Here is a 14,903-nt window from a genome sequence, read left to right as displayed (position 1 = left end):
TGAGAATCTGATGTCGAGTATCGTTATCTATTGTCGTGGTGGTTTTGAAAATGACGCCGCTGCTGAAATTAATCATTATGCTGCAAAGCATGGTATTGCAGGTTATGTAAAAGCCAAACCTAATACTGCGTACGTAACGTTTGAGTGTTTTTCGCCTAATGATGCTGAGACATTAGCAAAGAAAATAGACTTTAAAAAGCTGGTATTTGCTAGACAGTGGTTTGTTGGTACTTTGCAAACAGATATGCCGATTGAAGATAGAGTCAGTGTGATAAAAGAGGCGGTGCAGGACTTCCCCTTGTGTGGTGAGCTGCGTGTAGAAACACCGGATACCAATGAGGGGAAAGAGCTTTCTAAATTCTGTAAAAAGTTTTCGACGCCTTTATCAAAAGCGCTTGAAAAGCAAAACAAACTGACTCGTGAGGTAAAGTCTGCCAAACCTGTGTTGCATGTGCTGTTTTTAGCGAATAACACAGCGTATGTGGGTTATTCATTCAGTGATAACAATTCACCTTTTTTTATGGGGATCCCGCGCCTTAGAATGCCTTCGGATGCGCCAAGCCGCTCTACTCTTAAGTTAGATGAGGCATTTCATGTATTTGTGCCAAAAGCTCAGCAAGAAACACGTGTGAGATCAGGCATGCGAGCAGTTGACTTGGGGGCGTGTCCGGGTGGTTGGACGTATCAGCTTGTGCGCCGCGGTATGTTTGTTGCTGCGATTGATAATGGACCCATGAATGAAAACTTGATGGAAACAGGACAAGTGAAACACTTCCGTGAAGATGGGTTTAAGTACCGCCCAGAAAAGCGCAATATTGATTGGTTGGTTTGCGATATGGTTGAGAAGCCCACCCGAGTCGCAGACTTGATGGTAGATTGGATAGTTAATGCGTTTGCTCGTGAGCTTATATTTAACTTAAAGCTACCAATGAAAAAGCGTTTTGACAGTGTGTATGAATGTCTCACTTTAATTCATGAAGAGCTGCAAAAATACAATGTTGACTACGAAATTCAAGCAAAGCATTTATATCACGATCGCGAGGAAGTAACGGTACACATTAATGTATTGAAAGTACCACAAAACTTGTATAGCTGATTGCTAGGTGCTTATTTGTGGTAGGTGCGATTTTACATCTCGAGCACTTTTACAAAATCGCCGTGTAAAACGGCTCCCACCCAAGTGATTAGCTTATTTGTGTTAGGAGCGATTTTACATCGCGAGCACTTTTACAAAATCGCCGTGTAAAACGGCTCCCACCCAAGTGGTTCGCTGATTTGTGGTAGGAGCGATTTTATATCGCGAGTACTTTTACAAAATCGCCGTGTAAAACGGCTCCCATCCAAGTGATTAGCTGATTGGTAGGAGCGATTTTACATCGCGAGTACTTTTACACCATCGCCGTGTAAAACGGCTCCCACACGAGTGGTTCGCTGATTTGTGGTAGGAGCGATTTTACATCGCGAGATTTTTATACCATCGCCGTGTAAAACGGCTCCCACACAGAGTAGCTTATTTGTGGTAGGAGCGATTTTACATCGCGAGCACTTATACAATATCGCCGTGTAAAACGGCTCCCACCCAAGTGATTCGCTGATTGGTAGTAGCGATTTTACATCGTGATCTTTTTCTTGTTACAAGAATGCGATGCATGGCTGCTCCCGTATGCGTTTAATAGCTTGTCACTCGGTTGATTTCCGTCAGTGATGTCACGCCAGCTGCTGCTTTTTTTAAACCAGATTTGCGCAAGTTATCAAACCCTGATTTTTCCGCTTGTTCAGCAATTTCCAGTGAATTTCCACCTTCCATGATTAAATGGGAAATCTCAGGGGTGATCTTTACGACCTCATAAATACCCACTCGACCTTTATAGCCGTCGGTGCAGCTGTCACACCCTTTTGGTGCAAAAAGGGTGAGTTCCTTAATTTGATCAGCGCTAAAGCCTTGTCCCAGTAGTGCTTCGTCAGGTAAGGTTTCTGGCGTCTTACATTTAGGACAAAGACGTCTTGCAAGACGCTGAGCAATGATCAGGCTGACTGAACTGGCTACGTTATAAGCTGGCACACCCATGTTCAAAAGGCGGGTAAGGGTCTCTGGAGCTGAGTTTGTATGCAGTGTACTTAATACCAAATGACCGGTTTGTGCTGCTTTGATGGAGATCTCTGCGGTTTCAAGGTCACGGATCTCACCAACCATCACAATATCAGGATCTTGGCGCAGAAACGCTCTAAGGGCATTGGCAAAAGTCATATCTGCTTTAGGGTTGATCTGAACTTGGTTTATACCTTCAAGGTTTATCTCCACAGGATCTTCCGCGGTACTGATATTTCGCTCTGGTTGGTTAAGAATATTCAAACCGGTGTATAATGATACTGTCTTACCTGAGCCCGTTGGGCCAGTAACCAAAATCATCCCCTGTGGTTGCTCAAGCGCATCCAGATACAGCTTTTTTTGTTCAGGTTCGTAACCTAGTACGTCAATCCCCAACATAGCACTGGAAGAATCTAAAATACGCATTACGATTTTTTCACCCCACATGGTCGGGAGTGTACTAACACGAAAGTCGATACTTTTACGCTCAGATATTTTGAGTTTAATACGACCGTCTTGAGGCTTTCGCTTCTCTGCAATGTCTAAGTGAGCCATGACCTTGATACGCGCAGCTAGGCGTGTTGCCAATGTATTAGGGGGGCTCGCCATCTCATGTAGCAATCCATCAATACGAAAGCGCACTCGGTATTTCTTTTCGTATGGCTCAAAATGTAGATCCGATGCTCCTTTTTTTATCGCATCCATCAATATCTTATTGATGTAAACAATGATTGGCGCATCATCTTTGTCTTCACTGGTATTTTGGGGTTTTGGCTCTTCTTCAACGTCAAGATCAGCAAACTCTTTAAATTCAGCCTCTGAAATCGACAGTCCGCCGGTGGCATCAAACAATTGATCGATTTTAGTCTCGAGCTTTTTATAGTCTGCGACTAACACTTCACATTGCAGCCCAGTGCTAAATTCAAAGTTTTCAAATGCACCAAAATCAGTGGGATCTGATGCTGCAACATACAGTTTTCGACCTTTTTGTACCAGCGGCAAAATATGGTGTTTGCGGATCAATTTTTCTTTGACTAGTGCTTGTGGAACTTCACTGACATTAAAATGATCTAGATTAAAGTAAGGAACTTTAAACAACTCCAAACATTCTTCAGCGAGCTCTTTTGAACTCATTCCTGAGCTGAGGCATATCAATTCAGCAGTGGTGTTAGCTTCTGACTGACGAGATTTTATTTGCTCGGCAGTGACTCGCCCGAGAGTAATAAACTTACGCAGTAGTGGGGAATGATGTTCCATAGTACCTCTTTGCCTTCACATTCAATGCTTATTCAATATTTATCATTACGCTGAGTGTAGATTAAATTATGTCATTTTGACTACTTACCCAAGACGCAGTTCCTTATGTGTGCCGCTTCTGCTGTATTTTTGCTTCAGTTAAAAATGTCTGGTGTAGTGTGTCTAACGCTTGCAAACTTTCTTCGAGCGGACGGTCGTTGTTTAATATGTAGTCTGCTTTTTTCTGCTTTTCTTGCCGTGGCATCTGCGCTGCAATAATACGCTCTACCTGAGTAGGGTCTACATTATCGCGTTTTGTCGTTCTTTGTATTTGTGTTTCAACTGACGCATCAACGAGTAAAGTGGCATCGCAATAACGTTCTAGGCCATTTTCAAATAACAACGGTGCGGACAAGATAACATAGTCGCTTTGTGCTTCGTTTAGCTGCGTGAGCAGTGTGTTACGTATCAGCGGGTGTAATAGCGCATCGAGCCACTGTTTTTTATGATCATCTGCAAAAATAATCGCTCGTAATTTGGCTCTGTCTAACCCACCATCTGCAAGGAGAATATTGTTACCAAACTCATTAACAATGGCCTGTAGTCCTTGCGAGCCTATAGCCACGACTTCACGGGCAACGATGTCAGCATCAACGACAGTAATCTTTTTTTGTTGTAAATGCTGGGTGATCGCAGTTTTGCCCGCACCAATGCCACCTGTTACCCCTAAAATCCAGTTATTTGTTTTTAGCATTGTTTTTCATCACATGATTAAGTTAACGTACCAATGCTGGAGCTGCTCGCCATACATCAAGGTGATCCAGCCAGCGATGGCCAAGTAAGGGCCAAATGGAATCGGCGTGGCTTTGTCACGACCCTGAACACTCAGTTGTATACTGCCAATAATGGCACCAACTAGGCTAGACAATAAAACGATGGTTAAGATGGCTTCCCATCCCATCAAGGCACCAAAAATAGCGAGCAATTTAAAATCGCCATAGCCCATGCCTTCCTTTCCGGTCAGCAATTTAAATAGCCAGTACACACTCCACAAGCTCAAGTAGCCAACGGCTGCGCCAATAATTGCTGTGCCAGGAGACACTCCCACACCTAAACTGCTGGCAATAAGCACCAACCATAATGTTGGCAAAGTAAGTTGATCTGGTAATAACATTTCATCGATGTCAATAACCGTGAGCGCGACCAGCACCCATGTAATAACGATATAAAGGACAGCTTCAAGGCTTGCACCAAAGTGCCAAGCAACCCAAGTTGCTAGTATTGCGGTTACTAATTCAACAAGCGGATAGCGCACAGAGATAGACGCACTGCAATGGTGGCACTTGCCTTTTAATAGTATCCAGCTTAGCAGAGGTATATTTTGCCATGCTTTGACAGGTGCTTTGCAGCTTGGACAATGAGAGTTTGGCTTGACTAAATTAAATGTTTCGGTATCTGTGCTTGGCGGCGTTTTAAGCTCATCAGCAAGTAAAACTCGACACTCAGATTGCCAATTGTTTTGCATCATTTTGGGTAAACGGAGTATAACCACATTTAAAAAGCTACCGATACAAAGACTAACAACAGCTACTGTCAGTAACCAGTACCATAATTGTGTTTGCATCAAGTGAATAATGTCGTGCATAAGTCGTGCGCTTATTTTTATTTAAGTGAAACTTCCGAGTCGCGCTCGGTACCTATTTACTAGACTGTACTTGATGTCTAGATGTGCGGCAGTGTACCACATCAAGTTGAGAATAACGCAACACTGCCAAACGGTCTAAACCACAGAGCCCAGCTGGAAAATAGGTAAGTACATCGCGATAATGAGGCCACCAATAAGTACGCCTAATACGACCATAATAAGTGGCTCTAGAAGACTTGAAAGGCCGTCGACGGCATCGTCCACTTCCTGCTCGTAGATATTAGCGACTTTAGCAAGCATACTGTCTAATGATCCAGACTCTTCACCTATAGACACCATTTGCACTACCATATCAGGGAATACTTTGGTGTTGTGCATCGCCCAGTGCATTTGGTTACCGGCATTGACCTCAGCTTTTATTTCTCGAATGGCATTTTTATAAATAATATTTCCTGACGCACCAGCAGCGGAGTCTAGTGCATCACCAAGCGGTACACCTGCGGCGAAGGTGGTGGAAAGGGTGCGTGCATAACGTGCAACGGCTGCTTTTTTTAAAATATCGCCTACAATAGGCAGTTTTAAGATCATGCGATCATTAAAATGTTTAACTGCACTACTGCGAATAAGCATTTCTTTATAGGTGTAGCCAAATAAGCTAACACCAAGCACAAACATCCACCAGTATTCCTGCATAAATTCAGAAATTGCAATTACCATTAACGTAAAGGCTGGCAGCTCTGCCCCAAAACCAGCAAAGATGTCTTGGAATTGAGGTACAACAAAAATAAGTAAAATGCCCGTTACAATAAGTGCAACGGCAACGACTGCAATCGGGTAAAAAAGCGCCTTTTTAATCTTCGATTTTAGCGCTTCAGTTTTTTCTTTATATACTGCAATCCGGTCAAAAATTCTATCAAGAGCACCGGATTGCTCACCAGAATGAACCAAGTCACAATAAAGTTCGTCAAAGTACCTCGGATAAGCGCGGAGTGTTTTAGCTAAAGGTTGCCCAGCTTTTACTTCATCAGCAATGTGACCAATTAATTTAGATAGACTTTTATTCTTAATACCACGCGCAAGCATTTCCAGAGTTTGCACCAAAGAAACACCGGCTGTGAGCATAGTCGCAATTTGTCTAGTGGTTGTGGCAATATCAACCGATTTTATTTTTTGTGCACCAGAAAAGCCGAACAGAGGCTTGGGTTTGCGCTTTACTTTGGAGGGAGTTATACCTTGTTTACGTAGCTGTGCCTTAACAAGAGCAATACTCTGACCAGACATCTCGCCGCTCAAAACTTTGCCTCTATTACTCACACCAGACCAAACGAAGGTATCTATATTCTTATTGTCGTTGGATTGTTTCATATAATAGCGGGGTGGTCATTTTGCCACCCCTTTCTCAAATACAGACTACTAGCTGCAAGTGCCTGGAAGCCAAGCTGCTTTGGCAGTCCCAGAAGCTGAACCTTCACACTTCCATTCAGTTAGAACGAAGCCAGCAGCAACTGCTGGAGTAGCAGTGGAATCTCCAACGAAATTGGCCGCAGTTGCTGCAGCAGTTCCATTTTGAGGCGTTAATGTCATCGTTAACCCTGCTAGGTCGGAAGCTCCAGTCACTGTTATTACACCAGCGTCATCAACTGTGAATGCGTTAGCGTATTTAGTCGCGGTAGCACTGGCATCACACGTGTCCGGATTTTTTCCATATTGAGCGCGCTCACTTACACATGTTTTGCCTGTACTCGCTGCAAGTAGCATTTCTGAGGCTTTAGCTCTTGCCGTGTAATCTTGATATTGCGGTAAAGCAACAGCAGCTAGAATACCGATGATTGCAACTACAATCATTAGTTCGATTAGGGTAAAACCACCCTGTTGTTTTTGAGTCATGATGTGTCTCCTAAATTTTAAGTGACTTAACGTTACGATGTTTACGTTAAGCGTTTATTAAAACCTTTGCAATAATCACCAATCTATTCTATCAACAAACTGGCTGGTGCTTTATCTTACATACCAGAAGGTGGTGTTTAGCATTTGCTATTGATTTCACCTAACTCAATATATCTTCTTGAGATTTATCTGGTATGCCTGTGAGCCGTCCCTAATCTTTTATGAGTGTAGCACTTAATTAGTTCTCGCGTTCACAATTAACAAATACTTTAATAGTAAACGTTGAGCGCAGCAATCAAATTTTAATAATAAATTATTGATTCTTTTGCGGTAGCGCAAACTTTCCTAATATAGGTTCAAAAAAGAGATGGAACTAACCGTTACTGAACTTTAAGAACTTGTTACAATCTAATTCTTTTGTCGTATTTAACGGGTTTTCAGTATATTTGTCAATGAAATAGACAAGTTTCTCTATTACGCAGGATTACAGATAAACAGACAATGTAGGGCGTTAAAAACGCCCATAAAGATAACAATGATTATTCAAATCGCATTGACAGATCAATACTTTGCACATGTTTGGTCAATGCGCCACTGGAGATAAAATCGACACCGGCTTGTGCGTAGGTTGTGAGCGTCTCTATTGTCATGTTACCAGACACTTCCAGTTTTGCTTTGCCTTGAGTAACCTCTACCGCTTGGCAAATTTCATCCACGCTGAAATTATCCAACATAATAATATCGCTGCCAGCATCTAAGGCTTGTTGTAGTTCGTTTAGATTTTCTACTTCAACTTCTACCGGCTTATCCGGGTGGTTGTTACGGGCAGTTGCAACAGCGGTGGCGATACTGCCGCACGCTGCGATATGGTTTTCTTTGATAAGATACGCATCAAATAGACCAATGCGATGATTTTCACCACCACCGCACTTAACTGCATATTTTTGCAATGCTCTTAATCCTGGAATGGTTTTACGTGTATCTAATAGCTTGGTTTGCGTGCCAGCTAACACCGCAACATAGTTTGCAGTGGTGGTTGCAGTACCCGACAAAGTTTGGACAAAATTCAGCGCGGTGCGCTCAGCCGTTAAAATAGCTCGAGCGGAACCTGTGGCTGTGAATAAGCGAGTGTTGGCAACAACGAAGTCACCGTCGTTGACTAGCACTTCAACAGCGACACTTGGGTCGACTTGCTTGAAGACTTCTTCAATGATTGCTTTACCTACAAACACACAGTCTTCTCTGGTGATCACATAAGCATGAGCGTGTTGCGATTGCGGGATTAGGGCTGCGGTAATATCGCCATCATTTGGAGTTTGGTAGTTGAGATCTTCATCTAGTGCCATCGTTACCAACTGGCGGATCAGGTTTTGGTCAATCATAGAGTTGTCTTTTTGTTGTTTGCTGCAATAGTCGAATTTTACGCGCCTTTGCAAAGGAGTACAATTGATGGAGGCAATTTCATCGCACAGCATAAAGATATACCGGCAGATAAAAAGAATGTAATAACGTGGCTAAAATTTGCGCCTACCTTTTGTCTTATTTTGTCTTTATAATCGACGCTAACCCAAAGCATGGAATTAAAACTTTGAATTGGCTACCTTTTGCAGAACGAACGGCATCACCTCACTATAATGAACGCCCCATTGGGTGTGAGGTTGATTTGTTGGTCATTCACAATATCTCGTTACCTGCGGGGTGTTTTGGCACGCCTTATATCGATGCACTTTTTATGGGCAAACTTGATTGTCATGCTCATCCAACATTTGCTGATCTCAAAGGGCTTGAAGTGTCGGCGCACTGTGTGATCAAACGCGATGGCAGCATCACCCAATATGTCTCATTTAGTGAGCGAGCATGGCACGCTGGTGTGTCCCAGTGGCAGGGAAAAGCAGGGTGCAATGATTTTGCTATCGGGATTGAATTAGAGGGGACAGACACCATCGCCTACACTCAAGCGCAATACATGAGTTTAGTAAAAACAACGCGTTGGCTTCAGCATTACTATCCAAAGATCACAAATGATCGTATTGTGGGACATAACGATATTGCACCCGGGCGTAAAACAGATCCCGGCGCTGCTTTTGATTGGCAACACTATTTTTCCTTGTTAAATAACCAAGAGAGTTAAGTAAGCATGATTCTAATTTCTATCATTATTGCGCTTATAATTGAACGACTCGGCGCCCGTGCGCAGCACTGGCAAGCTGACTTTTATCTGCAAAACTATCACAGCAAAACCAAATCATGGACACGTTCAGGCGGTATATTAGGAACACATTTGGGTATTATGATTTGGCTTGTGCTGCCTGCTTTAGCGGTTGCGCTAATTTATAACTTTAGCGACTTTGCGGTTTGGCAGTTTGCAGTCAATATTTGTATTTTGCTGATTTGTTTTGGTTGTGCCAAATATCGCAAGCTGTACAAAGGATACTTAAATGCCTTAACTCGAGGTGATAACGAAGCGGCGTCACTGTATGCGTGGCAGATGGGGCAAGATAAACTGGAAGATGAGCCTGGCGGCGAGACTTTTGGACAGACCCTTTCTTGGATTAACTTTCAACACTATTGTGGCGTGATATTTTGGTTCGTGGCACTTGGTGCTCCGGGGGCGGTGTTGTATGCGGCAGTTAGGCAGGTTGTACACTGGCAACACGAGCAAGAGGCTCCGCCTATGCAGCATGTATCTGAGCAACTATGTAGGCTGTTTTATTGGCTTAACTGGATACCTGCACGGATCGCCAGTTTTGGTTTTTTGATCATCGGTAATTTCACCAAGGGTACCTCAACTTGGCTAAAGCATGTATTAGATTTCAAAACCACAAATCGAAAGATAGTTACAACCACAGCGTTAGCAGCTGAACAAATTGATTAAGTGGTCTATTTTGAGGCGAGAAAACCTTGTCGATAACTAGGCAAAAATTTTGATATTTAGTTGTTCTAAATGAGAAATTTTTAACGCTGTTAGCGTCAGATTTACTCCTTCAAATTGAGCAAGTATTAAGTCAAATTGGTATAACCTCAGTGTTATATTACACGAACACAAGCGGCCGTATGCGCTCGTTGCCACAACGTCATACGGCTAATGCTTAAAGTTGGCTTCTAGCCAGCGTTTTTTCTTTTCTTCCATAGCGTGAATAAGTGGTGCATCAAATCCCATGTTATTGATCACATATTCACTTACATCAACCAAATCACAGACACCTGTAATTGACCACAGCGCTTCTTCTAAGTCCTTGGCTTTATGAATAGCGTAATGACTGACGTAGCGCAATTCATTGGCCAAGTAATCCATATCTGGGCGACCAGTTTTTGATACGTAGAGCTGATATACGAATAATAGGTCGTTGCGCAATGCTTTTTTAGCGAATAGATATAAGCTATCAAGTGATTCCTCTTGTGCAATGACTTGTGAACTTATCGCCTCATGCTGTGTTTTTTGCTCGGAGTCAAACTTGATAAAAACCAAAAATTTTAGCGGCTTATCCTGCCTAGTTTGCCCTTTTAACACATCACTTAGCTTTTCTTCGACAAAGCGCTCAGGAAAAATAGCTTTTGCATCTATGGTGTTATCACTGCTATCGCTAAAAGAGTGGAGCAGGTGGTGCAAGGATGTCGGGTACAGGCCTTGGCCGATAGCACCAACGGTATTGTGCGATGCTTCTTTGTGCAAATACAGTGGAAACTGACAGACTGATTTTGTCACCATATTACGTAGTGCTGTGGATAACCCCGGGACTTTTGGCGCCTCGTCACAGGCAACTAATTTGTCTTTGTTGTTGTCTATTAATACTTTAAAGAAACTCATTGCATTATGGTCAAGCTGACCAATTTTTTGCACCTTTAAGTTGATAATAGTACTAGTTTTATTGACCATCATAACTTCATAGCGCAACTTGGTTAAATTGTGCTGCTTAGTTAGCTTCTGTAGATCCACTAAGTCAAGGTGAATAGAGTCTCCTTTTTTAACGGGGATCGCTTCTTCACACTCCACTTGCAATCCCATAACCGAAAAGTCACGGGTAACACAATTGAATACGCCATGACCATCAACCGTGACAATCGCTGCCGTTTTATAGAGATAGCGGCGATGCGCCCTGAGATTAACATACTCCAATGCAACGACTTCGAGCGAAGGTGGCGTTGATGACTTGCCGTGGCCAAACTTTTTGAGCTGATTGACTAGCGATTTTTCATAATTGAGGTGTAAAAAACGTTCGCTGATTGATGGGGTTGTGACGTCGGTCAATTGCATTAAGTATTTTACATTTTGGATAAACCCTTGCACTCGTGGTGACGGGCGTTTGTTAAGCTTTTCAACGTTTTTCCCCGCGCTCGCAGGCAAGGATAAAGGAATAAAGGCATCTTCATGATGACTTGGCATTAATTGCACTTTAAAGCTTTTAAAACTGTCTTTTTGGCTACCAAAGGCAAAAAACAGATCGTTAAGCTGCGGCAATTCGGCTAACTCAAAATCAAACGCAGAATAAAAATACATTTTACCTTGGCTTGAGTGAGTGAATACATGGCATACCGCCTCTTTCACCGCACCAGTTAATTCAAGTAGGCGTTGCACTCGCTTTTGGTTGAATACGCTGTATAGTGCTGATTGTTTCTTTTCATCTTCAAAGTAATAATTAAGACCCGCATTATTCTCATTAGTGAGTACCATACTTGGAAACAGTTTTTGTTGCTTTTCACTTAGAAAAACAAACAAAGAGCACACTCGTGGCAAATAATACTGCTCATAACCTTTACAGACTACGGCATCTAAAGTGTTATCTAAATTAATTTTGTAGCGACGTTTGTTACCATGAATAAAGCTGTTTAAAAAGTCATCGAATCCTTGGTTTTTTTCGATAAACGTTCTTTTTAAACGTACTTGGTTATATTCTATGGTGCCAGGCTCAACAGCGACCACTTCATACTGGATCCCTTCTTTTAAACCAAGTTCAAAATCTTGTTCAAGGCCAACCAAACGTATTGAGATAATTTGACCAGGGTCAACTTGCTGATTGGTCGGTAATTTTATTTTTGCACCACTTAATGAAATATCTGAAGTTGTGGCTGAAATCTTAGGTTGATTTTGTGCTAACTCAACCGTAATTTTGATGGAGTAATTCATTCGCTCTTCAGAGCGGCTTTCATAAGAAGCAAACCGAATAAGCTTAGTATAGTTATGGTTTTCAGCGTCTTTTTCTACTTCTTCTTCACGCTCTTTTGCTTGCTTCTGCATCACCTTGTAGTTGTTTTCGGTGCTCATCACGGCTTCATAAACAGCTAGGGTATAGCCGCCATGTCTAGCCACTTCCTGCTCAAAAACATCGATAGCAACATCATCCATAAAATGCTGTTTGCCCTCGTATTCATAAGGCTTAACTTGACCTGCAACTTGTCCTCTGAGGTCAATAAATCTAGCTACGGGCTGAGACAACCTAGACATTTCCATTTTCAGTAGAAATTGGTCTGGCTTGGATAGCTCCGCAGTGCGTTGCTTAAAAATGCGATCAAAAGCAGGGTCACCAAGATCCAGCTTTAAATCATCAATTAAGCTCTGATATTTTTGTAATCTATCTTCAGGCATAAATAGTTTTACACGCGCTCGTTTTAATGTGACCTTAGGGTCAACGCCAATATTATGTCAACTTTGGCGTATTATTAGTTTATTCTTTATCGATTATTATGTTTAAGCAAGATATATACCTGTAATTTATGGCAAAAAAGAAAACAGCATTTGTATGTAGTGATTGTGGAGCAGAGTTCGCGCGTTGGCAAGGGCAATGTTCTGAGTGTAAGGCGTGGAATACGGTAACAGAATTTCGGGTTCCATCGGCTAAAGCTGCGCCACAAGGTGGCGTGACCTCAGGTTATGCAGGCTTTGTTGAAGCGAAAGTACAAACCTTAGATGAAGTAAACCTGGAGCAGTTACCCAGATTTTCAACTGGCTTTACCGAATTTGACCGTGTTTTGGGCGGCGGAGTTGTTCCAGGAAGCGCAATATTAATCGGCGGTAGTCCAGGTGCTGGTAAAAGTACTGTGTTGCTGCAAACGATGTGTCGCTTAGCCGAGAGCATGAATACGTTATATGTGACGGGCGAGGAGTCCCTGCAACAAGTTGCCATGCGAGCAACCCGATTGGGCTTGCCTACCAATAAACTAAAAACGTTAGCAGAAACCAATGTAGAAACCATCTGCCAGCTTGCGCTCAGAGAAAAACCCAGCATCATGGTAATAGACTCCATTCAAGTTATGCACATGAATGATATTCAATCAGCGCCGGGTTCTGTCTCTCAAGTTCGAGAGAGCGCCGCGTATTTAACACGCTTTGCAAAGCAAAATCAGGTTGCCATTATCATGGTTGGCCATGTAACTAAAGACGGAACATTAGCAGGGCCGAAAGTACTAGAGCACTGTATTGACTGTTCAATCTTATTAGAGGGCAGCGCTGACAGCCGCTTTAGAACGTTGCGAGGCAATAAAAATCGCTTTGGCGCGGTCAATGAGCTAGGTGTCTTCGCGATGACCAGTCAAGGCTTGAAAGAAGTAAGTAACCCGTCTGCTATTTTCCTTAATCGCGGTGAGGCACAAACGCCAGGTTCTTTGGTGATGGTGATTTGGGAAGGTACAAGACCGCTATTGGTAGAAGTCCAGGCTTTGGTTGACTATTCGCAACTGGCGAACCCTCGCCGCGTCACGGTTGGTTTGGAGCAAAACCGTTTAGCCATGTTACTTGCGGTGTTGCATCGTCATGGCGGATTACAAGTGTCGGATCAAGATGTTTTTGTCAATGTGGTGGGTGGGGTCAAAGTCACCGAAACCAGCGCTGATCTGGCCTTGATTGCAGCGCTTGTGTCGAGCTTTAAAAACCAATCACTAGATAGGCAGCTTGTGGTATTTGGTGAGGTAGGCCTTGGTGGAGAGATCCGCCCTGTACCTAGCGGGCAAGAGCGTTTGCGTGAAGCTTCAAAACATGGCTTTACACGAGCCATTGTGCCAAAAGCAAATCAACCAAAAGAAAAAATTGAAGGGATGGAAATCGTTGCTGTCTCGAGCCTAAGCGAAGCACTTGAGGCGCTTTTTTAAACGGAGTAAAAAATGAATAAAACCACAGTAGTATTGGTGACCGCAGCCTTAGCAGGCGCAGGGTATGTTGGTGTAAATTATTATGTCAATGACCAGATAGAACAAGCGATCACTCAAAAGATAGCTGGTTTTGAAGCCGACACGGGTCTTGATGTTGATTTTGCCAGCAGCTCCGTTGATTTGTTGACACGAGATGTAGAGATCACACAATTACAGATCTCATCATTAGCGCAAAATGTTCCAATGTTCACTATTGATAAGCTAAATATTGCCGGTTACGAGCAAAATAAGATAAGCCCGCTCACTGAGCTCGAATTTGTTGGGATAAAACTCAACAGTAAAGCTGATGTATTTTCACAAGGTACTTCACCTGAGCTGCTCGCGGCAACATATCATGTGAAAACCAGCTTCTCCTTTGATGAAGCATCTGGCGACAGTGAGTTTGCGCTGATGGCCTTAGCTGATGAATTAGTACAAGGAGACTTCACTATCTCTCTAGGCAACAGTAAAAAATTGATGGAAGTCTCGTTGGCGGCATCGAAGCTGGATAGTCAAACATTAAGCCTTGAGCAGGAGTTGCAATTACAGTCGCAATTAATGGCCGCGATGCAGTCACTGCAATTTAAGTCTCTTGCGCTTACCATCAATAATCAGGGTAAACTCTCGGAATTTATTGAGTCGGAGTTGGCTCAGCAGGGGATGACCCTTGCAGACTTTAGAGCTGCTGCTGCGCAGCAACTACAGATGATGTTTTTGCCTCAAGAGGTACAACAGGCGATCAATGACTTTGCTTTGGGAATGAACACCCTTTCACTCTCTATCACATCAACACACAATCAAAATTTCATGGCGTTGAGTCAGCAGTTACCTGTTGCTATGTCACAAGACCCAGAGTTACTCGCTGAGTTAATTAAGGTAGAAGCCAACGGCAAGTAATACTGAGATAAAAAGCCACGCGCTTGC

The 14,903-nt window shown here is 42.9% G+C and carries 12 protein-coding genes; 5 read left to right on the top strand and 7 right to left on the bottom strand.

The features are described 5' to 3' along the window. Window positions 1-10 precede the first annotated feature (10 nt). Window positions 11-1,096, top strand: a complete 1,086-nt coding sequence (rlmM, locus tag EAG18_RS00305) for a 23S rRNA (cytidine(2498)-2'-O)-methyltransferase RlmM (protein ID WP_125250436.1) — start codon at window positions 11-13, stop codon at window positions 1,094-1,096. A gap of 573 nt (window positions 1,097-1,669) precedes the next feature. On the opposite strand, the gene pilB is transcribed toward rlmM, so the two are convergent. The 6 genes from pilB to nadC form a co-directional block, all read right to left on the bottom strand. Next, on the bottom strand, window positions 1,670-3,346 hold the full coding sequence (pilB, locus tag EAG18_RS00300; RefSeq protein WP_125250435.1) for a type IV-A pilus assembly ATPase PilB: 1,677 nt from the start codon (window positions 3,344-3,346) through the stop codon (window positions 1,670-1,672). Window positions 3,347-3,449: 103 nt separating this feature from the next. Then, window positions 3,450-4,079 carry a dephospho-CoA kinase gene (gene coaE / locus EAG18_RS00295; protein ID WP_125250434.1) on the bottom strand — a complete coding sequence of 210 codons (630 nt, stop codon included), beginning with the start codon at window positions 4,077-4,079 and terminating at the stop codon, window positions 3,450-3,452. A 9-nt stretch (window positions 4,080-4,088) separates the two neighbouring features. Beyond that, a complete protein-coding gene (locus EAG18_RS00290; protein ID WP_125250433.1) occupies window positions 4,089-4,970 on the bottom strand; it encodes an A24 family peptidase in 882 nt (293 codons plus the stop codon). A gap of 135 nt (window positions 4,971-5,105) precedes the next feature. Further along, a complete protein-coding gene (locus tag EAG18_RS00285; RefSeq protein ID WP_125250432.1) occupies window positions 5,106-6,335 on the bottom strand; it encodes a type II secretion system F family protein in 1,230 nt (409 codons plus the stop codon). 48 nt (window positions 6,336-6,383) lie between these two features. Continuing rightward, entirely contained in the window at window positions 6,384-6,857 is a 474-nt protein-coding gene (locus EAG18_RS00280; protein WP_125250431.1) for a prepilin-type N-terminal cleavage/methylation domain-containing protein, read from the bottom strand. Between the two features lie 539 nt (window positions 6,858-7,396). Next, window positions 7,397-8,239 carry a carboxylating nicotinate-nucleotide diphosphorylase gene (gene nadC / locus EAG18_RS00275; protein WP_125250430.1) on the bottom strand — a complete coding sequence of 281 codons (843 nt, stop codon included), beginning with the start codon at window positions 8,237-8,239 and terminating at the stop codon, window positions 7,397-7,399. A 206-nt stretch (window positions 8,240-8,445) separates the two neighbouring features. On the opposite strand from nadC, the gene ampD reads away from it, so the two are divergent. Both ampD and ampE read left to right on the top strand, forming a co-directional pair. Beyond that, the gene (gene ampD, locus EAG18_RS00270; protein ID WP_125250429.1) at window positions 8,446-8,988 is read left to right on the top strand and encodes a 1,6-anhydro-N-acetylmuramyl-L-alanine amidase AmpD; all 543 of its coding nucleotides are present in this window, start codon (window positions 8,446-8,448) and stop codon (window positions 8,986-8,988) included. Window positions 8,989-8,994: 6 nt separating this feature from the next. Beyond that, a complete protein-coding gene (gene ampE, locus EAG18_RS00265) occupies window positions 8,995-9,732 on the top strand; it encodes a regulatory signaling modulator protein AmpE (protein ID WP_125250428.1) in 738 nt (245 codons plus the stop codon). A 207-nt stretch (window positions 9,733-9,939) separates the two neighbouring features. On the opposite strand, the gene EAG18_RS00260 is transcribed toward ampE, so the two are convergent. Continuing rightward, the gene (locus tag EAG18_RS00260; RefSeq protein WP_125250427.1) at window positions 9,940-12,441 is read right to left on the bottom strand and encodes a PilZ domain-containing protein; all 2,502 of its coding nucleotides are present in this window, start codon (window positions 12,439-12,441) and stop codon (window positions 9,940-9,942) included. A 128-nt stretch (window positions 12,442-12,569) separates the two neighbouring features. Between EAG18_RS00260 and radA the strand changes: the two genes are divergently transcribed. Continuing rightward, entirely contained in the window at window positions 12,570-13,940 is a 1,371-nt protein-coding gene (gene radA, locus EAG18_RS00255) for a DNA repair protein RadA (RefSeq protein WP_125250426.1), read from the top strand. Between the two features lie 12 nt (window positions 13,941-13,952). Continuing rightward, window positions 13,953-14,876 (top strand): hypothetical protein, encoded by a 924-nt coding sequence (locus tag EAG18_RS00250; RefSeq protein ID WP_125250425.1) that lies wholly within the window; start codon window positions 13,953-13,955, stop codon window positions 14,874-14,876. The last annotated feature ends 27 nt before the right edge of the window (window positions 14,877-14,903 follow it).

Origin of the sequence: Pseudoalteromonas sp. J010 (genome assembly GCF_003934235.1) — a bacterium.
GTDB classification, from domain to species: Bacteria; Pseudomonadota; Gammaproteobacteria; order Enterobacterales; family Alteromonadaceae; genus Pseudoalteromonas; species Pseudoalteromonas peptidolytica.
This window is presented reverse-complemented; position numbering and strand designations above follow the sequence as displayed.